The 24641-nt window shown below is 62.8% G+C and carries 18 protein-coding genes, 1 rRNA gene and 1 riboswitch (1 of these 20 running past the window's edge); of the genes, 8 read left to right on the top strand and 11 right to left on the bottom strand.

The window, feature by feature from the left end; translation table 11 throughout:
- The first annotated feature begins 65 nt into the window (after positions 1-65).
- Positions 66-1250: a DUF2125 domain-containing protein gene (locus ACR9YP_RS08840; protein WP_438103128.1), complete on the top strand. Its 1185-nt coding sequence runs from the start codon at positions 66-68 to the stop codon at positions 1248-1250.
- 128 nt (positions 1251-1378) lie between these two features.
- Here the strand turns inward: ACR9YP_RS08840 and ACR9YP_RS08845 are convergent, their stop codons facing one another.
- From ACR9YP_RS08845 to ACR9YP_RS08855, 3 genes are read right to left on the bottom strand one after another with little or no spacing between them, the layout of a single operon-like run.
- On the bottom strand, positions 1379-2314 hold the full coding sequence (locus ACR9YP_RS08845) for a prephenate/arogenate dehydrogenase family protein (protein WP_438103126.1): 936 nt from the start codon (positions 2312-2314) through the stop codon (positions 1379-1381).
- Positions 2311-3408: a histidinol-phosphate transaminase gene (gene hisC / locus ACR9YP_RS08850; protein ID WP_474219408.1), complete on the bottom strand. Its 1098-nt coding sequence runs from the start codon at positions 3406-3408 to the stop codon at positions 2311-2313. Before hisC ends, ACR9YP_RS08845 begins: the two co-directional genes overlap by 4 nt.
- Positions 3409-3441: 33 nt before the next feature.
- Positions 3442-4290 carry a chorismate mutase gene (locus tag ACR9YP_RS08855; RefSeq protein ID WP_438103122.1) on the bottom strand — a complete coding sequence of 283 codons (849 nt, stop codon included), beginning with the start codon at positions 4288-4290 and terminating at the stop codon, positions 3442-3444.
- Between the two features lie 182 nt (positions 4291-4472).
- Positions 4473-4552, top strand: a riboswitch (SAM riboswitch).
- A gap of 91 nt (positions 4553-4643) precedes the next feature.
- Here ACR9YP_RS08855 and metX point away from each other — a divergent pair.
- Positions 4644-5846 (top strand): homoserine O-acetyltransferase MetX, encoded by a 1203-nt coding sequence (metX, locus tag ACR9YP_RS08860; protein ID WP_474219409.1) that lies wholly within the window; start codon positions 4644-4646, stop codon positions 5844-5846.
- Between the two features lies 1 nt (position 5847).
- Positions 5848-6510: a methionine biosynthesis protein MetW gene (gene metW / locus ACR9YP_RS08865; protein ID WP_370990162.1), complete on the top strand. Its 663-nt coding sequence runs from the start codon at positions 5848-5850 to the stop codon at positions 6508-6510.
- 107 nt (positions 6511-6617) lie between these two features.
- Here metW and ACR9YP_RS08870 read toward each other — a convergent pair whose 3' ends face one another.
- Entirely contained in the window at positions 6618-7478 is an 861-nt protein-coding gene (locus ACR9YP_RS08870; RefSeq protein ID WP_474219410.1) for an alpha/beta fold hydrolase, read from the bottom strand.
- Between the two features lie 215 nt (positions 7479-7693).
- Between ACR9YP_RS08870 and ACR9YP_RS08875 the strand changes: the two genes are divergently transcribed.
- Entirely contained in the window at positions 7694-8350 is a 657-nt protein-coding gene (locus tag ACR9YP_RS08875) for a TIGR02594 family protein (RefSeq protein ID WP_438103121.1), read from the top strand.
- 121 nt (positions 8351-8471) lie between these two features.
- Here ACR9YP_RS08875 and ACR9YP_RS08880 read toward each other — a convergent pair whose 3' ends face one another.
- The gene (locus ACR9YP_RS08880; RefSeq protein WP_438103119.1) at positions 8472-9260 is read right to left on the bottom strand and encodes an MOSC domain-containing protein; all 789 of its coding nucleotides are present in this window, start codon (positions 9258-9260) and stop codon (positions 8472-8474) included.
- Positions 9261-9500: 240 nt separating this feature from the next.
- Between ACR9YP_RS08880 and clpB the strand changes: the two genes are divergently transcribed.
- Positions 9501-12140: an ATP-dependent chaperone ClpB gene (gene clpB, locus ACR9YP_RS08885; protein ID WP_474219412.1), complete on the top strand. Its 2640-nt coding sequence runs from the start codon at positions 9501-9503 to the stop codon at positions 12138-12140.
- Positions 12141-12319: 179 nt separating this feature from the next.
- Positions 12320-12610 (top strand): hypothetical protein, encoded by a 291-nt coding sequence (locus tag ACR9YP_RS08890; RefSeq protein ID WP_370990157.1) that lies wholly within the window; start codon positions 12320-12322, stop codon positions 12608-12610.
- On the opposite strand, the gene ACR9YP_RS08895 is transcribed toward ACR9YP_RS08890, so the two are convergent.
- From ACR9YP_RS08895 to ACR9YP_RS08910, 4 genes are all read right to left on the bottom strand, one after another.
- A complete protein-coding gene (locus ACR9YP_RS08895; RefSeq protein ID WP_474219413.1) occupies positions 12611-14695 on the bottom strand; it encodes a hypothetical protein in 2085 nt (694 codons plus the stop codon).
- Between the two features lie 41 nt (positions 14696-14736).
- Positions 14737-16068: a hypothetical protein gene (locus ACR9YP_RS08900; protein ID WP_370990155.1), complete on the bottom strand. Its 1332-nt coding sequence runs from the start codon at positions 16066-16068 to the stop codon at positions 14737-14739.
- Between the two features lie 660 nt (positions 16069-16728).
- Positions 16729-16986: a hypothetical protein gene (locus tag ACR9YP_RS08905; protein WP_474219414.1), complete on the bottom strand. Its 258-nt coding sequence runs from the start codon at positions 16984-16986 to the stop codon at positions 16729-16731.
- Between the two features lie 87 nt (positions 16987-17073).
- On the bottom strand, positions 17074-18705 hold the full coding sequence (locus ACR9YP_RS08910) for a Vgb family protein (protein ID WP_474219415.1): 1632 nt from the start codon (positions 18703-18705) through the stop codon (positions 17074-17076).
- A gap of 535 nt (positions 18706-19240) precedes the next feature.
- On the opposite strand from ACR9YP_RS08910, the gene ACR9YP_RS08915 reads away from it, so the two are divergent.
- On the top strand, positions 19241-19531 hold the full coding sequence (locus ACR9YP_RS08915) for a hypothetical protein (protein ID WP_474219417.1): 291 nt from the start codon (positions 19241-19243) through the stop codon (positions 19529-19531).
- Positions 19532-19742: 211 nt separating this feature from the next.
- Here ACR9YP_RS08915 and ACR9YP_RS08920 read toward each other — a convergent pair whose 3' ends face one another.
- Complete coding sequence (locus ACR9YP_RS08920; RefSeq protein ID WP_370990202.1) at positions 19743-20105, bottom strand: SPW repeat protein; 363 nt, start codon at positions 20103-20105, stop codon at positions 19743-19745.
- Between the two features lie 156 nt (positions 20106-20261).
- Positions 20262-22325: a M23 family metallopeptidase gene (locus tag ACR9YP_RS08925; RefSeq protein WP_474219418.1), complete on the bottom strand. Its 2064-nt coding sequence runs from the start codon at positions 22323-22325 to the stop codon at positions 20262-20264.
- Between the two features lie 1089 nt (positions 22326-23414).
- On the opposite strand from ACR9YP_RS08925, the gene ACR9YP_RS08930 reads away from it, so the two are divergent.
- Positions 23415-24641, top strand: a 16S ribosomal RNA gene (locus tag ACR9YP_RS08930); it runs 262 nt beyond the window's last position.

Raw genomic sequence — 24641 nt, forward strand, 5'->3', positions numbered from 1 at the left:
TCCGCCTTTCGTCGGGGGCCGGCCTCGCTTACATTTGCCTGAATCTGGGGGCAAAGGGTCGCCGCATGTCCAATATGACCGTTGCCGCAGGCCGCCGCTCCCGTTGGGGCCTTTTCATCGCACCCGTTCTCGTCCTGATCCTCGCCGTCGCCTGGAGCTGCTTCTGGTTCTATGCGGCGTCGCAGGCCGAAATCGCCGCAGACGCCTGGCGCGCGCAGGAGACCAAATCCGGACGCATCTATGATTGCGCCAAGCGCTCGATCGCGGGCTTCCCGTTCCGCTTCGAGGTCCAGTGCTCCGGCGCCAGCGTCGCCCTGGTGTCGCAGAATGCGAGCAAGACGCCGTTCACGGCGAAGCTCGACAACATCCTGGTCGTCGCCCAGGTCTACGACCCCAAGCTCGTCATCGCCGAGTTCTCCGCGCCGGCGACGCTGACTGACGGCGTCACGCAAAACACCTTCGTGGTGAACTGGAGCAAGGGCCGCGCCAGCGTGGTCGGTCTGCCGGCCGTGCCGGACCGCGCCTCCATCGTGTTCGACGATCCCAGCCTCAACCGCCTCGACGGCAGCGTCCAGGTGCCGCTGGCGCGCGCCAAGCAGATCGAGCTGCACGGCCGCCTCGCGGAGGGATCGCCGTCCGATCACCCGGTGATCGAGACCGTGCTCCATGTCGCGCAGGGCAGCATCCAGGGCGTTCATCCCTTGCTCGCCGAGCCGTTCGAGGCGGACACGCGCGCGAAGGTCACCGGCCTCTCCGACCTCACGCCAAAGCCCTGGCCGCAGCGCTTCCGTGAGATCCAGGCCGCCGGCGGCCATATCGAGATCGTGCAGTCGCGGATCCAGCAGGGCGAGATGATCGCGGTTGCGGCCGGCACGCTTGGCCTTTCAGCCAATGGCCGGCTCGACGGCGAATTGCAGATGACGGTGGCGGGCCTCGAGCGCGTCATCCCGGCGCTCGGCATCGAGAAGATGCTGGAGGAGGGCGTGCCGCAGGCAACGCTCGACCGCGTCGCGCCGGGCGTGAAGTCGCAGGATCTCAACAATTTGTTCGGCGCGCTCGACCGCGCCGTGCCGGGCCTCGGCAAGGTCATCAAGCAGAACGCCAATGCCGGCGTTGCCGCCGGCATCAATTCGATCGGCACCGAGAGCACGCTGGAAGGCAAGAAGGCGAGAAGCTTCCCACTGAAATTCGTCGACGGCGCCGTGCTGCTCGGCCCGGTCAAGGTCGGCCAGATTCCACCGCTGTATTAAGGGCGGTGATTTGCGCCAGAACTCTCCACACCGTCATTGCGAGCGCAGCGAAGCAATCCAGACTGTCTCCGCGGAGGTATCCTGGATTGGTTCGCTACGCTCGCAATGACGAAGAATGAGCAGTTTCGCTACGGCTTCTTCAGCGCCGCATGGGGCCGGCCGAAATCCGCCGCGGCCGAATCCTGGCCGATCTCGACGATGCCGCGGCGGATGGCGCGGGTGCGGGTGAAGTGGTCGAACAGCGCCTCGCCGTCGCCGCGGCGGATCGCGCGGGTGAGCTTGGCGAGGTCCTCGGTGAAGGTGCCGAGCATTTCCAGCACGGCCTCCTTGTTGGCGAGGAACACGTCGCGCCACATCGTCGGATCGGAGGCTGCGATGCGGGTGAAATCGCGAAAACCGCCGGCGGAAAATTTGATCACCTCGGATTCCGTCACCTGCGCCAGCTCGTCGGCGGTGCCGACGATGGTGTAGGCGATCAGATGCGGCAGGTGACTGGTGATCGCGAGCACGAGATCATGATGATCCGGCGTCATCACCTCGACCTTGGCGCCCATCGCCGCCCAGAAGGCGCGCAGGCGATCGGTGGCAGCCGCATCGACGCCTTCCGGCGGCGTCAGGATGCACCAGCGGTTGATGAAGAGCTCGGCGAAGCCGGAATCCGGACCCGAATGCTCGGTGCCCGCCACCGGGTGCGCCGGCACGAAATGCACGCCCTGCGGCAGATGCGGGGCCATGTCCCTGACCACCGCGCCCTTGACCGAGCCGACGTCGGAGATGATCGCGCCCGGCTTGAGATGCGCGGCGATCTCCCGCGCCACCTCGCCGCAGGCGCCGACGGGAATGCAGAGGATGACGAGATCGGCATCCTTCACCGCCTCCGCATTGGTTGCCACGACGTGGTCGACGATGCCGAGTTCGGCGACCCGCGCGCGCGTCATCTCCGAGCGCGCAGTGGTGACGATCTCGCCAGCTAAACCCTGGAGCTTCGCCGCACGCGCGATCGAGCCGCCGATCAGGCCGAAGCCGATCAGCGCGACGCGCTGGAAGTGTGTCTGCGCACTCATTTGCCGGCCATGAAGTCGCGCAGGGCCTCGATCACGAGGCGGTTAGCCTCCTCGGTACCGATGGTCATGCGCAGCGCATGCGGCAAGCCGTAGTTCTTCAGCGCGCGCAGCACCAGGCCCCGTTTGGTGAGGTAAGCGTCGGCATCGTCCGAGGTCTTGCCCCTGTCGGTCGGGAAGTGGATCAGCACGAAATTGGCGACGCTCGGCGTCACCTTCAGCCCGAGCTTGCCGATCTCTTCGGTCAGCCGATTGCGCCAGGTCTCGGTGAACTGCTTCGACATCGCCTGGTGCGCGGTGTCCTCGATCGCGGCGACCGCGGCATACATTGCCGGCGTCGACACGTTGAAGGGACCGCGGATGCGGTTGACAGCGTCGATGATGTGCTCGGGGCCGAACATCCAGCCGATGCGCAGCGCCGCAAGACCGTGGATCTTGGAGAAGGTGTGCGTCACCACGGTGTTCTCGGTGGTGGCGACGAGCTCGATCCCCATCTCGTAGTCGTTGCGCGAGACGTAGTCGCAATAGGCGGCATCCAGCACCAGCAGCACGTGCGACGGCAGGCCGGCGCGCAGGCGCTTGACCTCGTCGAACGGCAGATAGGTGCCGGTCGGGTTGTTGGGATTGGCGAGCCAGATCAGTTTTGTCCGCGGTGTCACGGCCTTGAGGATGGCGTCGACGTCGGCGGTGAAGTTGCTTTCGGGCGCGACCACGTTCTTGGCCCCGTTCGCCATGGTCGCGATCGGGTAGACCAGGAAGCCGTGCGTGGTGGAGATCGCCTCGTCGCCCTGGCTGAGATAGGTGTGCGCGAGCAGATTGAGGATCTCGTCCGAGCCGGCGCCGCAGATGATGCGGTTGGGGTCGAGCCCGAAGGAACGCCCTATCGCCTCGCGCAGCACGCGTGAGGTGCCTTCCGGATAGTCTTCCAGGTGATCCGCCACGTGCTTGAACGCCTCGATCGCTTTGGGCGAGGGTCCGAACGGCGTCTCGTTGGCCGAGAGCTTGAACACCTTGCGGCCCGGCTCCGGCACCGGGCTCTTGCCGGGCGTGTAGGGCGCAATATCGAGAATGCCGGGATTCGGCACGGGGCGGGACATCTTAAACTCCGGATTGGCGGGACGGCTCGCGACTTACGATTTCGGCCCGGTCGGGGGCACCGTATAGCGCGTTGCGTGGCTGCCGACGAGAGCCGTGGAGCGCACCGAGGCCCTCGCCTCGATCAGGGCAGCCTTGATTTTGTCGATGCTGGTCGCGCTCGTGACCGAGACCAGTAGGGCGGCGCCGTCAAAGGCGGTATCGGGCACCGCCACGATCTCGGCCAGCGGCGACAGCGCGCGCGCGACGTCGGCGTTCCAGCCCGAGACGCGGACGCTGAAGGTCTCGACCTCCGTCACCAGGGCGCTGTCGGCGACCCGCGACACCGCGAACACGGGCATCGCGGCCGGATGGTCGGCGCGCTCGACGAAGGGCAGCCGCGCGATGATCTTTGGCGCACCTTCTTCCTCGAGCGACAGCCACCACGGCGTGCGGCTCGAGGTGGCCGAGACCAGCGCCAGATCGCCCTTGGACTTCGCTACCGCCTCGACCGCCGCCTGCGCGCTGAAATGCGCGACGTAAGGCACGGTGAAGCCGAAGTGGAAGCGCGCGGAATCGCGCATCGCCGGCTCGCTCACCGAGATGTCGGCATGCACGGAGAAAGGCGCCTGCACATAGGTGAAGGTCGAGATGATGACGCGCCAGATGCTCTCGACCGTGTCGAGCGGCAGGATGCCGCGATGGCGCTGCACGAGGTCACGCATCATGGCGGCCTCACGCGCCGGGCGGAACGCCGAGCCGACTTCCTGGGTCTGCTTCACCTGGATTAGACGGTCGATGATGTCGCCGCGCAGCATCAGGAGGCGATGCATGCCCTCGTCGATCGCGTCGATCTCCTTGCGCAATTCCTGAAGCGATGGTGGCGCGGGCGGACGTTGGGACATGACTGACAAAGAGCTGTTGAGAGGTGCCGATCCGCAAAAGCGGTCAGCTGCGGTCTATCCTGATTAGGCAGGATAGGCAGCGAAAGCAAAGAGAAATGACGGCCTTTTCGATCGACCGCTCGGAGGCAAATCCGGTTGATCCGGGCCGCGACTTGACGAAAACCGCCCCAGACGGTAGTTTTTGCCTGTTCCGTGGTCATTTGAGCCGGCCGGCTTGCAGCCACGTTAAAAAACTCGCTAAACAGGCCGGGGACGCTTCCGATCCCGGCCGAACCTATCGTTCAGGCCGGGTTTTTCATGGCCTGATGTCACTGCGGTCTGAAGTCCGATCGCAAACGAGGTCGATGGTCAAAATGGGTAGCGTCAAGTCGATACCGAGTCCTGCGATCAGCACCGATGATCGGTCGCACGAGGTCGATCATCCGAGTTCGCAGATTATGTATTTCGGCGCCGATCAACCGCTACGGCTCGATTGCGGCATCGATCTGTCGCCGTTCCAGATCGCCTACCAGACCTATGGCGAATTGAACGCCGATCGCTCCAACGCCGTTCTGATCTGCCATGCGCTGACCGGCGATCAGCATGTCGCCAATGTGCATCCCGTCACCGGCAAGCCCGGCTGGTGGGAGACGCTGGTCGGCCCCGGCCGTCCGCTTGATCCTCAACACTACTTCATCATCTGCTCCAACGTGATCGGCGGCTGCATGGGCTCGACCGGGCCGGCGTCGATCAATCCCGCCACGGGCAAGGTCTGGGGCCTCGATTTCCCTGTCATCACCATTCCCGACATGGTGCGCGCGCAGGCGATGCTGATCGACCGGCTCGGCATCGACACGCTGTTCGCGGTCGTGGGCGGGTCGATGGGTGGCATGCAGGTGCTGCAATGGACCGCGGCCTATCCTGTTCGCGTGTACTCCGCACTGGCGATTGCTTGCTCGACGCGGCACTCGGCGCAGAACATCGCGTTCCACGAGCTCGGCCGCCAGGCGGTGATGGCCGATCCCGACTGGCACAATGGCGGCTATGCCGACCGCGGCATCCATCCGCATCGCGGGCTAGCGGTCGCGCGCATGGCGGCGCACATCACCTATCTCTCCGACGCCGCGCTGCACCGAAAATTCGGCCGCCGCATGCAGGACCGTGAGCTGCCGACCTTCTCGTTCGATGCCGATTTCCAGGTCGAGTCCTATCTGCGCTACCAGGGCTCGTCCTTCGTCGAGCGCTTCGATGCCAACTCCTATCTCTACCTGACGCGCGCGATGGATTATTTCGACATCGCCGCCGACCATGGCGGTGTGCTGGCGAAGGCGTTCGCCGGCATCAAGACGCGCTTTTGCGTGGTCTCCTTCACCAGCGACTGGCTGTTCCCGACCTCGGAATCGCGCGCCCTGGTGCACGCGCTGAATGCGTCGAGTGCTCGGGTGTCGTTCGCCGAGATCGAGACCGATCGCGGTCACGACGCCTTCCTGCTCGACGTGCCCGAATTCTTCGACATCTCGCGTGCCTTCCTGCAATCGGCAGGCAAGGCACGCGGTCTCGACGGCAGAGGTGGCTAAGATGTCGGTACAGGAAGTGCTGCCGTTGAATGGCGTTGCGGCCGGGCCGTCCGGTCAGTTTCGCGCCGACCATCGGCTCGTGGCCGAGATGGTCAAGCCGGGCTCGAAGGTGCTCGACGTCGGCTGCGGCGAGGGCGATCTGCTCCAGCTGCTGGAAACGCGCGGCATCGACGGTCGCGGCATCGAGCTGTCGCGCGAGGGCGTCAACCGCTGCGTCGCCAAGGGGCTTGCGGTGGTGCAGGGCGACGCCGACACCGACCTCGTCAACTATCCCGACGATGCCTTCGACTACGTGATCCTGTCGCAGACGCTGCAGGCGACGCGGCAGCCGCGGGTGGTGCTGGAAAATCTGCTGCGCATCGGCCGCCGCGCCATCGTCTCGTTCCCGAATTTCGGCTTCTGGAAGATGCGGCTCCAACTCCTGATCGGCGGCCACATGCCGCGCACCGAGAACCTGCCGGCGACCTGGTACGACACCGCCAACATTCATTTCTGCACCATCAAGGATTTCGTCGAGCTCTGCGACGAGATCAACGTCAAGATGGAGCGTTCGGTGGCGCTCGACCTCTACGGCCGCCCGGTGCCGCTGAACCTGCCGTGGTGGGTGTGGAACATGTTCGGCGAGCAGGGCGTGTTCTTGCTGAGCCGCGGGCAGGGAAAGTAGCTTTTCGTCATTGCGAGCGCAGCGAAGCAATCCAGAGTCTTTCCGCGGGGGATTCTGGATTGCTTCGCTGCGCTCGCAATGACGGCGTGTGTGGCGACGCCTTCGTTCTAGTGCGCCACCGACCGCGGATCGCGCACCGGCCAGCGGCCCGCTTCCACCAGCGTGACGAACCGCTCCACGCTCTCGTTGAACAGCGCGGGCTCCTCGAGATTGAGCACGTGGCCCGACTTCGGAAACATTGCGAGCCCGGCCGCCGGAAGGTGCTTCTTCAAGAACAGGCTCGGGCCGACGCACGGGTCGTCCTCGTCGCCGCAGATGATCAGCGCGGGCGTCGTTGCGCTCTTGATCGCGTCCGTCATCGTGTAGATCGAGGGACGGCCGCCCTGGAAGCCGCGCATCGTGCGCGCCGAGCCGCTGGCATCGTGCCGTGCCAGCGCGGCGTAGAAATCGGCGTGGCCGCGCGGATCCTTCACCAGGAAGGGAATCCGGCTCGGCGCCTCGCGCGTGACCTTTGCGACTTCCGCGGAGCCTGATGTCTCGAACTGCTCGGCATTGGCGCGGCACTGCTTGCGCCAGGTGTCGAGATTCTCGATCTCCGAGCCCGAGCCGACGCCGGCCAGCGTCATCGACAATGCGCGCTGCGGCGCGTTGAGCCCGATCTGGAGCGACGAGTAGGCACCCATCGACAGGCCGACGAGATGCGCGCGCTCGATCCCGAGATGATCGAGCACCGCGAGCGCATCGGTGTAGAAATGCGTGTAGGTATAGACCTCGCCATCGGGCACGTCCGAGGGCGTGTAGCCGCGCGCAGAGTAAGTGATGCAGCGATGACCGCGCGAGAAGTAGCGCATCTGCGGCTCCCAATTGGTGTAGTCAGCCGCAAACTCGTGCAGAAAAATGATCGGCGATCCCTGGCCCGCCTCCTCGAAATAGATGCGGACGTCGTCCCTGGTCGTGGCGTGGGGCATTAACCGTTTCCCTCTGTTCAAGCCGCATTTGGAGGATCGCAGTTAATGCTGTTGTCCGCAATGCGGCAACATCAGATGAGTATTGACGCAAGATCATCGCAGCTATTCGCCGACGCGGCGTCTTTTTCTCGCCACATCGGACGGCTTAACGGCCTTTCGGATGTCGGCCGCTGCACGGGCCGGCGGGAAGCGGGGGTGTCAGTCAAGGATGAAGAATGTTTGAGTTGTTTGCGTATCGCGTGTCGCGTTGTGTTGTCGCGCTGGCGCTCTTCTTCGCGGCGGTCGCCGTGTTCGTTTCTCCGGCCTCAGCGCGGCCGCATCATCGTCATAGCGCAGAGCGGCACGTTTACGTGCATCACGCCAGACATCATCACTACCGCCACCATGCACGCAGCTCGCGCTTCGAGCGCAGCGCGGCGCAGTTGCAGGCGAGTGGATTCGCCAACACCCAGGCGAGCTATGATCCGAACGCCAATAGCGGCGGCATGGCCAACAACGCGATGAGCAACGGCGGCTTCGGCGGCGGATCGGGCCTCGTGTCCGAGGCGCGCCGCTATCTCGGCGGCAATCCGACCGGACGCGGCAGCCTGTGGTGCGCGCGTTTCATGAACATGGTGCTGCAGCACACCGGGCATCAGGGCACCGGCTCCGACATGGCGAATTCGTTCGCGCGCTACGGCACGCGCGTCTCCGGTCCGCAGGTCGGCGCCATCGCGGTGATGTCGCGCGGCGGCCGGGGCGGCCATGTCGGCATCATCACCGGCGTCGATGCCAAGGGAAATCCGATCATGATCTCCGGCAACAACGGCAACCGCGTCCGCGAGGCGCCGGTCTCGCGCGGCCGGATCTATGCGTATGTGATGCCGAATTAACGACGGAGCCGTAGGGTGGGCAAAGGCGCAAGAGCGCCGTGCCCACCGCGGTGCGTCAGCGTTCGCTAGCAGGAACGGTGGGCACGCTTCGCTTTGCCCACCCTACGGCAGCGGTGCCTCGTCACACCAGCTTCGGCTCTTCCACCGCGACCGCATCGCCGACGCCGATCTCGCCGCCTTCGATCACCTCGGCATAGATGCCACAGTCCATGTGGCCGAGATTGCGCGAGAGCGTGGGCGGGATTTCGAGATCGCGCTTTGCGGTGACAGGGTCGACATTGGTGGCCGGGCAGCGGACGATGCGCTTGACCACCTTCAGCCGGGCATCACCGATCGCAAGCGTCTGACCGACGAGGTCGAGCTCCGACCAGGCCGGCCAGCCCTTCAGGTAGAGATTGGCGCGGAAGCGCAGGGGGTGGACCGCGGCGCCGCCCAGCATGGTCTCGATGGCGCGGACGCTGTCGAGATTGATGATGGACACGACTTTGCGAGCGACGTCGGAAAAGCTGTGGTCACGGCCGGACAGGACCTTCGGCGGTCCCTTCAGCTCCGGCTGAAAGTTCTCGCTGAAATAGCTCTCGATGGCGGCGCGCCCGGCGGCGGTTTCGAGATCGCCGCTGGCGACGATCTGGCCGTCCTTGCGGATGGTCAGGCGGTTGGTCGCGTCCTCGAACCGGCTCTCGAGGGAGGCCAGCCGCTCATTGCGCGCCAGCATCAGAAACTGGATTTTCGGCTTCCACTGCGGCGCCTCCGGGTCGAACCCGCTCGGCCCGTTCTCGATGGCGTAGCGGCGGTCGGCGGGCAGGGTCTGGCCGCTCCGCAAGGGGACGCGGGTCAGGCGTTCCGGGGTCAGGCCCTTGATCGGGTAGCGGTAGAGGCCGGTAATCTCGGCGGTGCGGCTGGCTGTCATGCCGCTACTTAGGGGATTCGACGGGCCCGCGCCAAGCGGCCCATGAGCGCACGAAATTGTGAACTCGCCTCTTTCGCATCCGCAACCCGCTTCCCACATTTGCCTCAGGCCGGCGGCCACGCCGGCAAAAGAGACCCGTTACCGGTTGAGAAACGTCAATGCGGTAATCGGAAACCCAGTGAAGATGCCATTTGGGGTGCCTTAGAGGGCCCCAGGGGCAGGCCGAGGGATAGAAAAGACATGAATATCGAGAAGTACACCGAACGCTCCAGGGGCTTCATCCAGTCCGCGCAGTCGCTTGCGATGCGCGAGGGGCACCAGCAGTTCTCCACCCTGCACATGCTGAAGGTCCTGCTGGACGACACTGAGGGGCTGGCTTCCGGTCTGATCGACCGAGCCGGCGGCAATTCCCGTGCGATCCTGAAGGCGACCGAGGACGCCCTGAACAAGGTGCCGAAGGTCTCCGGCGGCGGCGCCGGTCAGATCTATCTGGCGCCCGAGCTCGCCCGCACCTTTGACGCGGCCGAAAAGGCCGGCGAGAAGGCCGGCGACAGCTTTGTCACGGTCGAGCGGCTGCTGCTCGGTCTTGCGCTGGAGAAGACCAGCGAGGCCGGCACGATCCTCAACAAGGGCGGTGTCACCCCGCAAAATCTCAATGCGGCGATCGAGGCGCTGCGCAAGGGCCGCACCGCGGACTCCGCGACAGCCGAGAACGCCTATGACGCGCTGAAGAAATATGCCCGCGACCTGACCCAGGCGGCGCGCGACGGCAAGCTCGACCCGGTCATCGGCCGCGACGAGGAGATCCGCCGCACCATCCAGGTGCTGTCGCGCCGGACCAAGAACAACCCTGTCCTGATCGGTGAGCCCGGCGTCGGCAAGACCGCCATCGCCGAGGGCCTCGCGCTGCGCATCGTCAATGGCGACGTGCCGGAGAGCCTCAAGGACAAGAAGCTGCTCTCGCTCGACCTCGGTGCGCTGATTGCCGGCGCAAAATATCGCGGCGAGTTCGAGGAGCGCCTCAAGGCCGTGCTTCAGGAGGTCACCGCGAGCGAGGGCACCTACATCCTGTTCATTGACGAGATGCACACGCTGATCGGCGCCGGCAAGGGTGACGGCGCGATGGATGCCTCCAACCTGCTCAAGCCGGCGCTCGCCCGCGGCGAGCTGCACTGCATCGGCGCGACCACGCTCGACGAGTACCAGAAGCACGTCGAGAAAGACGCGGCGCTGGCACGGCGCTTCCAGCCGATCTTCGTCAGCGAGCCGTCGGTCGAGGATACCATCTCGATCCTGCGCGGGCTGAAGGACAAGTACGAGCAGCACCATGGCGTGCGGATCTCCGATTCCGCGCTTGTGGCCTCCGCGACGCTGTCCAACCGCTACATCACCGACCGCTTCCTGCCCGACAAGGCGATCGACCTCATGGATGAGGCCGCGGCGCGGCTGAAGATGCAGGTCGATTCCAAGCCGGAAGAGCTGGATTCGCTGGATCGCGAGATCATCCGGCTCAAGATCGAGCAGGAGGCGCTGAAGAAGGAAAGCGATCCCGGCTCCAAGACCCGGCTCCAGACGCTGGAGAAGGATCTTGCCGAGCTCGAGGAGAAGTCTGCGGCGCTGACGGCGCGCTGGAGCGCGGAGAAGAGCAAGCTCTCCGATGCCCAGAAGCTGAAGGCCGAGCTCGACGGCTTGCGTGTCGAGCTGGCCAACGCCCAGCGGCGCGGCGAATTCCAGAAGGCCGGCGAGCTGGCCTATGGAAGGATTCCTGAGCTCGAGAAGAAGCTCGCGGATATCGAGGCCAAGGAGAACGCCGGCGAGATGATGGAGGAGGCGGTTACCGCCAACCACATCGCGCAGGTGGTCTCGCGCTGGACCGGCGTGCCCGTCGACAAGATGCTGGAAGGCGAGAAGGAGAAGCTCCTGAAGATGGAGGAGCAACTCGGCAAGCGCGTCGTCGGCCAGGCCGAAGCCGTGCGTGCGGTCGCAACCGCCGTGCGCCGCTCGCGTGCAGGCCTGCAGGACCCGAACCGGCCGACCGGCTCGTTCATGTTCTTGGGGCCCACCGGCGTCGGCAAGACCGAGCTGACCAAGGCGCTCGCCGAGTATCTGTTCAACGACGAGACCGCGATGGTCCGCCTCGACATGTCCGAATACATGGAGAAGCACTCGGTCTCACGTCTGATCGGCGCGCCTCCGGGCTATGTCGGCTATGACGAGGGCGGCGCGCTCACCGAAGCGGTGCGGCGCCGGCCCTACCAGGTGGTGCTGTTCGACGAGATCGAGAAGGCGCATCCCGACGTCTTCAACGTCCTGTTGCAGGTGCTCGACGACGGCCGCCTGACCGACGGCCAGGGCCGCACCGTCGATTTCCGCAACACGCTGATCATCATGACCTCGAACCTCGGTTCGGAATTTTTGGTGAACCAGCCGGAAGGCGAGGACACCTCGGCCGTGCGCGAGCAGGTGATGGGAATGGTGCGTGGGCATTTCCGCCCCGAATTCCTCAACCGCGTCGACGAGATCATCCTATTCCACCGCTTGCAGAAGAGCGAGATGGGCCGGATCGTCGAGATTCAGTTCGCGCGGCTGCAGAAGCTGCTCACCGATCGCAAGATCGTGCTGAAGCTCGATGCCGCAGGGCGCGACTGGCTCGCGGCCAAGGGCTGGGATCCCGCCTACGGCGCACGCCCGCTCAAGCGCGTGATCCAGCGCCACCTCCAGGACCCGCTCGCCGAGATGATCCTCGCCGGCGACGTCAGGGACGGCGACAGCGTTGCGATCTCGTCCGAAGGCAACGTGCTGACCTTCAACGGCAAGGCGCCACAGACCGCGGAGATCGCCCAGTTCGAGGCGCCGGTGTCGAAGCGGAAGCTGAACTGATCGGCGGCGCTCATCGCCAAATAAACTCGCCCCGGAGAGGTCGTTCTCTCCGGGGCGATTTATTTTCGTCATGTTTCTCTCATTGCACGCGCATGACAACAAAGTCTGGACAATGGTTGGCCTTCCAGGTGTGTGAATGCGTCAACGCCGCTATATTCCCTTCAAGGAAAGGACAGCAAATGCGTAAGGCCCTGCTTGCTTCGGTTTGTTTGTTCGCCTTCTCGGCACCCGCGCTCGCGCGCGAGATTTACTGCAATGGCTACCGCTTCGGGATGCGGGTCCGTGTTGTCGTGTCGCTGGACATCAACGATGGGAAATTGACAGCATGCGAGATACCCCTCAACAGCAAGGCGAGATCACAGCTCGATCAATTTTGCACAGATGAGCATTGCACGTTCTCGGGGCACGTCGCACGGCAGATCGGCAACCTCTATATTATCGACCGGATCGTTGGACCCGTGAAGGAGTGACTAGTCTCTTGCGCTCGCCGCCTTTGCTGCTTGCAAATGCTGGTCGCCAAAAATGCGCTCGATGGAGAAGTGGCCCGTATCCGGATTGTGCCAGTTCTCGCCGCCGCTGATGCCCCAGCGCCGCTCGAGCTTTCTGAGCAAGTCACGATGGCTGTCGATCCACTGCTGCACATCGGCCGTAACCTTGTTGCGGCTTTGTTGATTCCAATCGGTCGCGAATCCGATCGGATGTTCTGAAGGGTTCCCGCGCATTCCGAATCCAAAAACGCCACGCACGGGCGCATGGAACTTGATGAGATCATTGAAAAATCCGCGGAATTGTTCGGCGACCGCCTTATTGACCACCACAGTTTGACCATTGCTGAACGTGACTGTCTGGCGGTCGCTTTGCGGAGACAGCGGCGAACCTGCTTTCACATTGAACTTGCCTCCCGAAGGGCCGCGGCCCTCTGTGTCGCCGTCCATGTGTTCGGGCGGCTCACCGTGCAGCGACGGACCGGATGGCCCCGACGATGGCCCGCTCGGGACCACGACAGCTTCGCCGCCCTGAAACCGTTTGAACGGATGTGTGTGGGGACCCTCATCGAAATAGCTCTCCGGATGGTTGGGAAGCGCAGTCGGAAGGTTTCCGCCTCGCGTGCCGCTGGCGAACTGTGCGGTGGACGTCGGAGGTGAGGCGTTGCCGGTGGCAATAAAGCCCAGCAATTCTTCCGACTTGTTCGAACCGGCGAGGAGTTCCTGCAGAAGAGTCTTCTTGAAGTCATCGAATTCTGCGCTGGTGACCGGGCGCGAATAGGTCCCGTTCGCGCCGCCCTGGTAATAACCGCGTCGCCTGTCTTCCGATGTCGATAGCAAAGCCCGTGCGAGGGAATGCCCGCGCGCCATGGCACGGTTGAACGCCGTTTCGAGCTGGACAAGCTTGGTGTTGTGCGGAGCGCCCCAGCCGACCTCCCCCTTCACCATGTCTGCAGACTTCTTGATGAGTGCAGGGTTGCTGTTGAGTTCGCTCAGAAACTGCGTGCGATCGATGCCATTGGCGACGCTGGCGACGGTGACGCCTCCATGGCCTGTACCAGTGGCTGAACCGGTATTGCCGGTCGTTGAACCGGCACCGCTGCCGTCCGGAATTGGGTCTGTCGGCATCGAGGGGATGCAGTCGCCAAATACGTCTGAGTCGGAGTCGTCAGCAATTTTGTCGGCTTCGGCAAAACCCGCGGCAAGCCGGCTCGCGCACTCCGTCAGCGCCTCGTCGATGGTGGCTGAGCCGTTGTCCTTGAAGATGTGTGCATTGCGCTTGAAGAATGCGGCTCGTTCGGATGGATCCGGATAGATCGCCGTGAGCACGGTCGCCGCCGACTTCGTCTTGTCGGCCTGGAGGATTGTCACTGCCGCTTCCGAGCCAAAACCGGCTGTGTCGTTACAAAGAAACGCGAGCATGAGATCGACGGCAGTTAATGGGCGGTCCGTGATTTTGCCTTTCAGCAGCTCAGCCGACTTGGCGGCGAGAATTGCCGCCATGATGCATTGAACGTCCGGAAACTTGATGTCGTCGGGCTCTATGCCTTCCGCTTCCGGCTGGGTCGTCTGTTGCTGCCAGGCTTTCTTCGAGAAGCGATACACCCCAAAGGCAAGAGCACCGGGGGGATCGTCGGTTTTGACAACGGTGGCGCTCCATTGGTCGCCGCTGGACGCGAATGCCAACGCATACAGGTAAGCCGGATTCGTGCCATTCAACGCCGCCTGCAAATAGCAGGTGTTTGCGTAGTCTTCCCTGTTAACCTGCGTGGAGAAGGGCTCGAATCCGTCCGAGGTGGGAACGTCGGTATCTGCCGATGCCAGAAACTCATCCAGAACGAAGCCTTTTCGCTTGTCGATTTGCTGACCTGTGGTGGCTTCGACAAATATCCATTTCAGCGCTCTTCCATCGACGGTCTCGTCGACATCCGGCTTTGCGCCGACGTTCACCGTCTCGCCGATATCGACTTGAAGGTTCCCGCCGCTATCGCTGGGAATAAAGGTGAATGGCTGCAGCTTCGGTACGCTCCGCAAGAACTGTGGCTGCGTAACTTTCTTCACTTCGGTCATAATCTGCCTCTGGGAGCCCAAGTGCGATTGACGAGCGAATCTTAAATGCAGATCCCGCTAACCCATTCGTATGCCTTGTCGTTGAGCCGATCGGTCTTCGGGACAGTCGAGCCCTTCCGGCCCGTTGCCTTTGAGATGCCGTCCCGCGTTGCCTTGTCGAATATCCCGGTCGGCGTGACGGCCGGATCGCACTTCGCGAGCGTCTGTTGCAAGGCTTTGATGGCAACGTCGTCGGCAAAGCGGAACTTCTCGAATGCCGTTGCGTACGCGCGATCAGTACCTGAGCGGTCGGATTCGCAGTGTTGTGCATTGAGAAAAATCTGGGCTTCGTCGTTTGTGCCGATCTGGTTGCTGACCGGCTTGAAGAGCTCAGGTGCCGTTTTGGCCACCCTGCTCATGTTCGCAGCTATTTTGGCCTGACGAATAGCTTCCCGAGTGTCTGCGCCTTCCTGCGTGTTTTTATCGAAATTGCCGCTGGAGCTCGCAATGCATAGGTTTCCTTGTATCCGCCGGCCGACGGAAATGGGCATCTTTTCGGCGTCCGTTTGCCATCCAATAACCATCCCCTCCGGCTTGGGACCGGGCTGTCCAGCCACACCTGGCAACTGAGTGGTGGGGCTGGCCGGAATGGACTGCCGGAACGCCTGCGAGGCCGTAGGAATCAAAGCAGGCCTCTGAAAGACGCCCGGTTGCTGAACCAGAGCACTCGCTCCGCTGCGATGATAGACCGTCAGCGTATTGTTGATGCTCGTCTCGATTGAGAACGGCATGCAGATGCGTAGGTATCCGCGCAGCAGATAAATTGCGGCGGGCTTGTTATCGACCACCTTGTCGATGACTTCGCGGCGATACTGGCTCTGATTGTCCAGCACGACCGCTTGCACGGTCGAATGATTGGCTTCCAGAACAAGGCGGGATTGGACATTTGTGAACGTGTCGGCCGCCAATCCAAAGGCAAGCCCGACGATCGTAATCGGGTTCACGCCGACACCGGTTGCGTTCATTACTCCGATTGATGCCGCGCTTAGCGCGTGGAGTTCGTTGAGGACCGGCGTCTGTGAGCGCTTTCTATCATCGAGCCAGGCGAGGTACGCATCACAGCGCCGGTCGATATCGTTCATTCCGGCTTGGACGAACGTCGCCCACGACCGTCCGAGCAGAGGGGTGTCGCAAGTCTCCCCCTCATTGGCCAAACCGGCCTGCCGGCAAATGAGCGCAACATAGGTGTCATTGAGAGCGGTGGCATTTGGAAGTTCAGAAGAATAGACGTCGGTGCCGATGCCTTGTCGAAAATAATTGCTATCCGAGAGGTTGCACCCTGCAATCAGCCCACCAATCGCCACGCAGATAACAAGCCGAAATAATGAACGCATCTTGTGCCCCCGCACGCAACAGCAATCATCGCACTAACGAGCAGTCCGAAAAGCAAAGCGAGTGGCTCGCGCCCTCAATATTCCCCAACCCGCACGAGGAAGCGTAGGCCAAAATACTGCCGCCCGCCCACGTTGTTCTTCCTCGCGATCCAACTTAGCCGATGTCTCTGCGTTTTTCTATCTCTGGTTACGCTGTGTGGAAATCTCATCAAGTCCTTCAGAATTAGAGAGAAAATAAACTAGTGTCCGAGTTGCATGATTGTCCGCATCGGATTTTCAGAAGTCGCCAGCGGTGCGTGCAGCACATGCAGCACGCGAACTCGTAGAGAAGCGAAGCAATTGCAGGATAGCGGCAGGCGCGGGCATCATTTGCACCGGTAAAAATTCAGGCAGCGGTTCGGCGGCAACAGGCGGCCGGTCAGAATGTCAACAACGTGGACGTTGTTGTGGACGCGATCTGATTGTGGTCCATGAGGTAAACACTGGGGCCGATCGGGGACACCCGACACGGGCCAAGCGAGCGAAGGCTTGGCCGGCCTCGACTTTCCGCTTCTAGTTGGCCTTGCGATATGTTGCGTCGCCGCACACCTTCGGCTACTTTGTGAGCAATGCGGACTTCGCGTCGGCGCTTCACGCCTGCCGCGATTCTGGGGAAACAGCCTAGCCAGCCGCGGACGTGGCGTTTGGATCGGTCGCGTCCTCTTCCTCTTCCAGCTCCGACAAAATATCCACCAGCTCGCGCACCCGTCCCTGTGCTAGCGGGCGCAAGTCATTGATCATCGGCTCGTCATTGGCGAGCCAGGCCTGGGCTTCGGCGAGTTCCTCGACGGTCGCGCCGGTTCCGATGATCTGGGCGATGGTGACGTCGTCGGCCCGGTCCACGGCCTTGATGACATCGTCGCGTGAGAGGCGCGTCATGGGCGATCCTCCTGCTGGTCGGCTTCCGTCAGCGTCTAACCGGGAACCCGCGCATGGGTTCCGCGGTCAGGTCTTCTCGGGCGGATGTTACTTCCTCACCGCCTTGTAGATCGCGTTCTCCACGTCCGAGCTGAAGTAGATGACGCCGCTCGCGCCGATCGCGACGCCTGTCGGGATATGCGTCGGCAGGCCGCCCGGCGCGCCCGTCAGGCCGATCGGGAGATTGGCCGCGATCTCGGTCACCTTGCCGGTCTCCGGCGCGATCTCGATCAATCGTTTGGCGCCGACTTCCGCCACGACCAGTTTGCCGTCGCTGGCGCGCGCGATGCCTTCGGGCATTTTCAGCTCCTTGGCGAGCACGGTCTTTGCGCCGGTCTTGTCGATCCGGGAGACCGCGCCGGAGAAGGCTTCGGTGACGTAGACCTCGCCGTCCGATCCGCCGACGAGACCCACGGGTCCCTCGAGATCGCCGATCAGCGTGGCGCGATCCTTGCCATGCTCACCGCTCACCTTGACCAGCGATTTGGTGCCGAGCTCGGCCACCAGAATGCTGCCGTCCGCGAGCACGATCGCGTCATGCGGAGCCTTGAAGCCGTGCAGCATGTCGCGCGTTGCGCCGGTCTTGCCGTCGATCACCTGCACCGTGCCGGTGAACCAGCTCGACAGCACCACGTCGTTGCCCTTCGCCGTCGCGCTCATCGGATATTCGAGGGTGACGCCGGCGGCGTGCATGCGCGCCTTCTCGGTGACCTCGCCGGTGGCACCGTCCACCGTGCGATAGGCGAACACGTCGGCGACATGGATGGTATCCTTGCCGTTATCCGAGGTGACGCCGATGCCGCCGGGCAGGGCCAGCTTGCCGATGATGATCTGCTTCGCCTGGCCGGTCGCCGGATCGATCTCCTGGATGCCGTTGTCGGCCATGTTGGAGACGTAGATGCGGTCCTTGTCGTCGATCGCGAGATTGTCCAGCGACGGCTTCAGTTGCGCGACCATGGTCTTGGTGCCCGATTTGGGATCGACGCGGACGAGCTGGCCGAGCGCGGTGTCGACCACAAACAGGTTGCCCTTGGAATCGAAGTTCACCGCGGCCGGGACCTTGAAGCCGTCGGCGACGACTGTCAGCTCGGCCTTGTCGACGTCGACTTTGGCGACCTGTCCCTTGAACCAGAGCGGACCGTAGAGCTTTTCGTCGGGGCCGAACTCGAAGCCGTTGAGGCCGCCCATCTTCTCCATGATCTGGCGGGGCGGTTTGACGCCCTCGACGTCGATCTCGTAGAGCGTGTCGCCGAGGAAGACGGTGGTGGCGTAGAGCCTGCCGTCCTTGCGGAAGGAGAGCGAGTTGATGCCGGGAAGACCGGAAGCAAGCTTCTTGATCGGGCCGTCGCCCTTGCTCGCGTAAAGATCGCCGGCGAGGAAGCCGGTCCAGGCCATGGTGCCGTCGGGCGCGAACGCGATGTCGTCGGCCATTCCGATCGGAGCGGGGATTGCAACCTTGGCGGTACCGCCCGCGATGTCGACCTCGTAGAGCGCGGCGCCCGCGACGCTGCCGGCGAACAGATGGCCGGCCTTGTCGATGCCGAGCCCATGTACGCCGTGGAATGCGGAGCCCGGGACGAGTTTGGTGACCTCCCAGGTTGCCGGCAATGTCTCGGCCGATGCGCTCGTGATGGAAAAAATTGCACCAATCAGAGCTGCGCAGGCGAGCCTGTTCTTCATGGCGACACCTCCCATTTTTCGGAAAGTATTCGCCCATCGCACGGCTTTGGCAAACGAAACTTGACGTTGTGACGCACTGAAGCGACTTCATTTCACTGGTGTTGTGATTCCGACAGTTCATTCCTTCATTCCGGGCCCGAGCGGGGCGGGGAGCCCGGAATCCATTGGGCCACAGAGTACGCGGGTAAATGGATTCTCTGATGCGCAATTGCGCATCATAGCTCACGCCTTAGTTGCGCCCGGAATGAACGTCCCGGAATGACATTTGAGTGAATCAGACGTCAGAGGCACAGCACTCGCGTCGCATCCAACTCGCATTCGATATCCGGATGATCGCGCCGTTGCGGCCGCTCATCATCGCTTCGAGCCCGCCGCGGTCTCTCGAGATTTGCGGATCGGGCCTTCCAGCAAGCGATCGCGATTGAGCGTCCAACAGTTCCATCGTCCCAGCCCGACGAGGGCGTCGGAACCCTTTGATTTGATGAAACTGGTGCGGTGGACTGGGGTTGCCCCAGAGCAGCGCAGGATATTTGCCATGAAACAAGATCTTGTCGCCCACAATCATCGTGTCTTTGACGAGCTTCATCCCAAGATCTACGGGGCAGCGGTCGGCCTTGTCGTATGGTTCGCGTTCATGGCCTGGGTGCTGTTTGACCGCAGCAGTGACATCAGTCTTTCCCTCGGCCTCGTCACGTTGCTGTTCGTAGTCGCGATCCTGCTGCCCTGGGCCCTTTCGCGGCTCTGGAGGAGGTATCGGATGCCGTACGAGCCGCATCTGGGGCCGACATCACTGCACGACTGGGAGGCCGGCGAATTCAAGGTCTGAGGTGCAAAACTTCGCGGCTCGCATGCCGCGATCGATGTCCTTTTGCCGCTGGCGGCCGTCTCGTTCGGCCTGACGGCGATCGGGGTCGTCTTCGTGATCGTGCGGGCGTGGGCGCTGCCGTAGCTCTCCGGCGCCGGATTGCCGGATACGGCGGAAGTGATATCTGCATAATGGCCCCGCCCGCGCCGTGGTGCGGACGGGGCTTCGCCTGCTACCGGCTTGTCGTCAGCCGCGGCGGGTTCTGGGACATCATCCAGAGTTCGACCGCAGCAAGCACAGCCACCAAGATGCCGACCACGACGTGCACCGTCATTGCCGTCTTGGCGCCCTGGAACCCGAGCACCCAAGGCGCAATAAGCGTCCACAGGCCGACGATCAGGTTAAGCCACTCCTCCCACACCGCGAAGGCTGCAAGCGCCGCGATGGCCAGGATCGCAATGACAATGCCCGCGACATACGCGTTCTGAGAGGCTACTCCGGCATCGAATCCGAATATCCAGGGCGAGAAGAACAGGAATGCGCCGAGGATCAGGTTCGCGACGTCGCACCATTTTGCGTTCGTCCAGTTCTCCATGACATCCTCCGTTAGCTCCGCCCCCTCATGCAAAAATAACCGGGCCACCGTCCAGCGTGTTCCTTGCGGTTCCAGCGAAATTGAATGAAGGAGCGGAACGCGCGGCACCTGATGCGACGCGGCAAGCCGCCTCGCCACGAAGTCCACTCAGCTGGCTTAGCGGTTGATGACCTGCAGCGGTCCGCCGGTTGCGTCCGACATGCGGGCGATGGCGCCGCCGCGGCCGCTCATCATGCCGTCGAGCCGGTCGCGCTCCTTCTCGAAGCTCGCCAGCATCGGGCCCTCCAGCGACCGGCCGCGCGGCAGCTTCACGCGCATCGGATCGACGAAGCGGCCGTTGACCAGGATCTCGTAGTGGACGTGCGGGCCAGTCGATAGGCCCGACGATCCGACGAAGCCGATCACCTGGCCCTGCCGCACCTTCTTGCCGACTTCCATGCCCTTGGCGAAGGCCGACATGTGGCCGTAGGCGGTCTCGTAGCCGTTGGAATGCTTGATGCGGATATACTTGCCGTAGCCGCCCTCGGGGCCGGCCTTCTCGATCATGCCGTTGCCGGAGGCGAAGATCGGCGTGCCGTAGGCGGTGGCCCAGTCGACGCCGGTGTGCATCTTCACGTAGCCCAGGATCGGATGGCGGCGGCCGCCGAAGCCGGAGCGCATGATGGCGTTGTTGACGGGCTTCCTGACCAAGAACTTCTTCGCGCTCTTGCCGGTCTCGTCGTAGTAGTCGACGACGCCGTCGTCGGGGCTCTGGTAGCGGTAGTATTTCTTGGTCTCGCCGCCGACGGTCAGCGAAGCGAACAGCACCTCGTTCTTCTCGCTCGCGGTCACGCCCTCGTCTTCGCCGGCGTAGAACACGTCGAAGGAATCGCCCGGCTGCACCTTGCGCTGGAAATCGACGTCGTAGGAATAGATCTTGATCATGTCGTCGATGACGGGCATCGGCACCTTGTTGCGCATCGCGGTCTCGTAGATGCTCTGGTAGAGCCGCACGCCGGAGCCGTCATCGTCGTCATCGTCGTCGCTGTTGGCGTTGGCCGTAGCGTCGGCGACGGTGTTCATGCTGGAGACGTCGACCGCGACGTATTTGCCAAGATCGGACAGCGCCGCGATCGCCTCGACCATGGTGTCGTTTGCAACCACCACGCGATAAGGCTGCAGGCGGGCGCCGGGGCTTGCGGGCGCCATCAGGATGCGGAGCTTCTCGCCTTCCTTCAGGCCGCCGTCGCGGCCGCGCGGACCGAGCGTTGCGGTGATCGCCTTGATCTCGTCGGCGGTGGCGCCGAGATCGCGCAGCACGCCGGCGACGCTGTCGCCCTTCTTGACCATGTGGATGCGTTCGCCGTTGGGATTGCCGCCGGTGATCTGCTCCTTGGTCTTCGGCAGCAGCGTGACGTTTTCCGGCACCACGCGCGTCTCGAAGCCGGCATAGGGATCGGCCGACGACACTTCGGTGGCGTAGGCCATCTTCATGTCGGACGCTCCGGTCGCGCCGGAGACGTCGGCGGTGGCATTGGCGAGCGAGGCGTAGCGCACCCCGCCATTGCCGCGCCAATTGGCGGCATCGCGCACCCGCATCAGGATGTCGTCGAGCGCCACCACCGCGGAAATCTTGGCCTTCGGCAGCACCGGCGACAGGTCCTTGGTGACGAAGGAGACCTCGGCGTCGGGCTCGACCGCTTCCGGATTATTCGGATCGTCGGAGGCAGTCTTCGGATCGGAGCCGACGTCGGTGAGCAGGCGCTGGGCGTTGAACGGCGGGATCTTCGCCGACAGATCGCTCGTCGTCATCGACAGATTGCCGGCGATGCGGACGAAGGGGCGCACCCGCATCACGTCGCGGTTGCCGACGCGGGCGACCGTGGAGACGCGGACGATGTTGCGCGAAGCCGTGGATTCGCTCGGCGGCGGCAGCCGGTCGCTCTTGTGCAGGGAGGCGGCGCGATCGGCTGCGCCGAATGCACCGCGCAGCGCGCCTTCGACCCGCTCCGGCACCTTGGCGAAGGTCATCTCGCCGTCGAGTGACGCGAAAACGGCGCCGCCGATCAGGGCCGCGCCGCAGAGTCCGGTCAGAATTGTACCGCTGAACCATTGTACCGAGACACGACGGCGATCGATGACGGCGGCCTCAGAACCATCGACGGACAGCGGCGGCTCGTGGCCGAGATCGATGATCCCGGTCTCACGCCCGTAAGCGCCGCGTGACGTCCTGTGGTTCAACCCAAGTCCCCCAAATCAACGACCCAAAAGCCCCGCCTCGAGCCTCTTCCCGGTCGCCCTCTTCGAGGCGTATCGCAGGAAAAAGGCAAGCCGCATAGGCGTTCGCGGTCAGAAGGCCCCGATGACGGGCCGGCCGAAATTACGAACAGCTAAACGGAAAAAGGTCTCTCGATGTCTCTCGAACGCCGGAAGAAGGCCGCGTCATCTGCAAGATCGCCTTCCTCTGACCCCATGAAAACCGCCGGCAGCCCCCACTGGCATCCCCGCGATTCAAGCTTGTCTCTTATCAGAACGCCGCGGGATTGTGGCTCAAGTACGGCGCCAAATATGGAAAAAGTTTCCTGAAGGAACGGGCGCGGGAGGCCGCCTCGGAAGGGCGCCCCAAGCCGCCTCCCAAGCGTCCGACCAAGCGCCGTCCTAAGCCCCCTCCCAAGCCCCCTCCCAAGTCACCTCCCAAACCGCCTCCCAAGTCCCCTCCCAAGTGCCCCCCTAAGCCCCCCTCCGGAGCCCGCAGGGGCGCAAACTTTTTTTCAGTTTTTTCTCCGCGCGGTCTCCGTCCGTGCGCCTCACGCCCTTCTAACTGCCTGGAATCGCGTGAATTTTTCAGCCAATCCACTGTGCGACGATTTGTTGACGATGGGCGTTGACAGCCCGGAAGGTGGGGCCTATAACCCCAACCACTGAGCGCGGCGCCGCCGGGTCACTGACCAAGGCGAGCGAACGCGCCACTGATGCTCCTCACCTTGTTGAGTGACACAACAATCGACACCAGTCGATTGGAGTTCATTCATCGTCGGTAAGGGTGTCGGAACCCTTCCTCCCAGGAAGGTTGGGGCCTCCACGGTCCCGGGCTGTTTGACAAGTGAAGATGAAGAAAGAGAAACGTGGACGGCGGAGTCCTTGCGGGTCTCGCTTCTGAAAAGCTTCGGCTTTTCTGATCGAGACCGGACGAAAGACTTCGGCGGTACACGTTTCAAAGGTAACACCATGGCCTCTTCATTGAGGTCAGTTCGCAAGCGATGTGAATCGCTTCGCGAGTATGGTGGGACCTCGTCAAACGTTGTGATCAGCCGGTTCAAAGTTCAAGTCCAACTTGAGAGTTTGATCCTGGCTCAGAGCGAACGCTGGCGGCAGGCTTAACACATGCAAGTCGAGCGGGCGTAGCAATACGTCAGCGGCAGACGGGTGAGTAACGCGTGGGAACGTACCTTTTGGTTCGGAACAACACAGGGAAACTTGTGCTAATACCGGATAAGCCCTTACGGGGAAAGATTTATCGCCGAAAGATCGGCCCGCGTCTGATTAGCTAGTTGGTGAGGTAATGGCTCACCAAGGCGACGATCAGTAGCTGGTCTGAGAGGATGATCAGCCACATTGGGACTGAGACACGGCCCAAACTCCTACGGGAGGCAGCAGTGGGGAATATTGGACAATGGGGGCAACCCTGATCCAGCCATGCCGCGTGAGTGATGAAGGCCCTAGGGTTGTAAAGCTCTTTTGTGCGGGAAGATAATGACGGTACCGCAAGAATAAGCCCCGGCTAACTTCGTGCCAGCAGCCGCGGTAATACGAAGGGGGCTAGCGTTGCTCGGAATCACTGGGCGTAAAGGGTGCGTAGGCGGGTCTTTAAGTCAGGGGTGAAATCCTGGAGCTCAACTCCAGAACTGCCTTTGATACTGAAGATCTTGAGTCCGGGAGAGGTGAGTGGAACTGCGAGTGTAGAGGTGAAATTCGTAGATATTCGCAAGAACACCAGTGGCGAAGGCGGCTCACTGGCCCGGTACTGACGCTGAGGCACGAAAGCGTGGGGAGCAAACAGGATTAGATACCCTGGTAGTCCACGCCGTAAACGATGAATGCCAGCCGTTAGTGGGTTTACTCACTAGTGGCGCAGCTAACGCTTTAAGCATTCCGCCTGGGGAGTACGGTCGCAAGATTAAAACTCAAAGGAATTGACGGGGGCCCGCACAAGCGGTGGAGCATGTGGTTTAATTCGACGCAACGCGCAGAACCTTACCAGCCCTTGACATGTCCAGGACCGGTCGCAGAGATGTGACCTTCTCTTCGGAGCCTGGAACACAGGTGCTGCATGGCTGTCGTCAGCTCGTGTCGTGAGATGTTGGGTTAAGTCCCGCAACGAGCGCAACCCCCGTCCTTAGTTGCTACCATTTAGTTGAGCACTCTAAGGAGACTGCCGGTGATAAGCCGCGAGGAAGGTGGGGATGACGTCAAGTCCTCATGGCCCTTACGGGCTGGGCTACACACGTGCTACAATGGCGGTGACAATGGGATGCGAAGACGCAAGTCCTAGCAAAT

It is taken from the genome of Bradyrhizobium sp. BR14999, from assembly GCF_056106085.1.

What these genes read in the sequence shown, in the direction of transcription:
- ACR9YP_RS08840 (WP_438103128.1), top strand. Translation starts at nt 66, where the DNA reads ATGTCCAATATGACCGTTGCCGCAGGCCGCCGCTCCCGTTGGGGCCTT.
- ACR9YP_RS08845 (WP_438103126.1), bottom strand. Translation starts at nt 2,314, where the DNA reads ATGAGTGCGCAGACACACTTCCAGCGCGTCGCGCTGATCGGCTTCGGC.
- hisC (WP_474219408.1), bottom strand. Translation starts at nt 3,408, where the DNA reads ATGTCCCGCCCCGTGCCGAATCCCGGCATTCTCGATATTGCGCCCTAC.
- ACR9YP_RS08855 (WP_438103122.1), bottom strand. Translation starts at nt 4,290, where the DNA reads ATGTCCCAACGTCCGCCCGCGCCACCATCGCTTCAGGAATTGCGCAAG.
- metX (WP_474219409.1), top strand. Translation starts at nt 4,644, where the DNA reads ATGGGTAGCGTCAAGTCGATACCGAGTCCTGCGATCAGCACCGATGAT.
- metW (WP_370990162.1), top strand. Translation starts at nt 5,848, where the DNA reads ATGTCGGTACAGGAAGTGCTGCCGTTGAATGGCGTTGCGGCCGGGCCG.
- ACR9YP_RS08870 (WP_474219410.1), bottom strand. Translation starts at nt 7,478, where the DNA reads ATGCCCCACGCCACGACCAGGGACGACGTCCGCATCTATTTCGAGGAG.
- ACR9YP_RS08875 (WP_438103121.1), top strand. Translation starts at nt 7,694, where the DNA reads ATGTTTGAGTTGTTTGCGTATCGCGTGTCGCGTTGTGTTGTCGCGCTG.
- ACR9YP_RS08880 (WP_438103119.1), bottom strand. Translation starts at nt 9,260, where the DNA reads ATGACAGCCAGCCGCACCGCCGAGATTACCGGCCTCTACCGCTACCCG.
- clpB (WP_474219412.1), top strand. Translation starts at nt 9,501, where the DNA reads ATGAATATCGAGAAGTACACCGAACGCTCCAGGGGCTTCATCCAGTCC.
- ACR9YP_RS08890 (WP_370990157.1), top strand. Translation starts at nt 12,320, where the DNA reads ATGCGTAAGGCCCTGCTTGCTTCGGTTTGTTTGTTCGCCTTCTCGGCA.
- ACR9YP_RS08895 (WP_474219413.1), bottom strand. Translation starts at nt 14,695, where the DNA reads ATGACCGAAGTGAAGAAAGTTACGCAGCCACAGTTCTTGCGGAGCGTA.
- ACR9YP_RS08900 (WP_370990155.1), bottom strand. Translation starts at nt 16,068, where the DNA reads ATGCGTTCATTATTTCGGCTTGTTATCTGCGTGGCGATTGGTGGGCTG.
- ACR9YP_RS08905 (WP_474219414.1), bottom strand. Translation starts at nt 16,986, where the DNA reads ATGACGCGCCTCTCACGCGACGATGTCATCAAGGCCGTGGACCGGGCC.
- ACR9YP_RS08910 (WP_474219415.1), bottom strand. Translation starts at nt 18,705, where the DNA reads ATGAAGAACAGGCTCGCCTGCGCAGCTCTGATTGGTGCAATTTTTTCC.
- ACR9YP_RS08915 (WP_474219417.1), top strand. Translation starts at nt 19,241, where the DNA reads ATGAAACAAGATCTTGTCGCCCACAATCATCGTGTCTTTGACGAGCTT.
- ACR9YP_RS08920 (WP_370990202.1), bottom strand. Translation starts at nt 20,105, where the DNA reads ATGGAGAACTGGACGAACGCAAAATGGTGCGACGTCGCGAACCTGATC.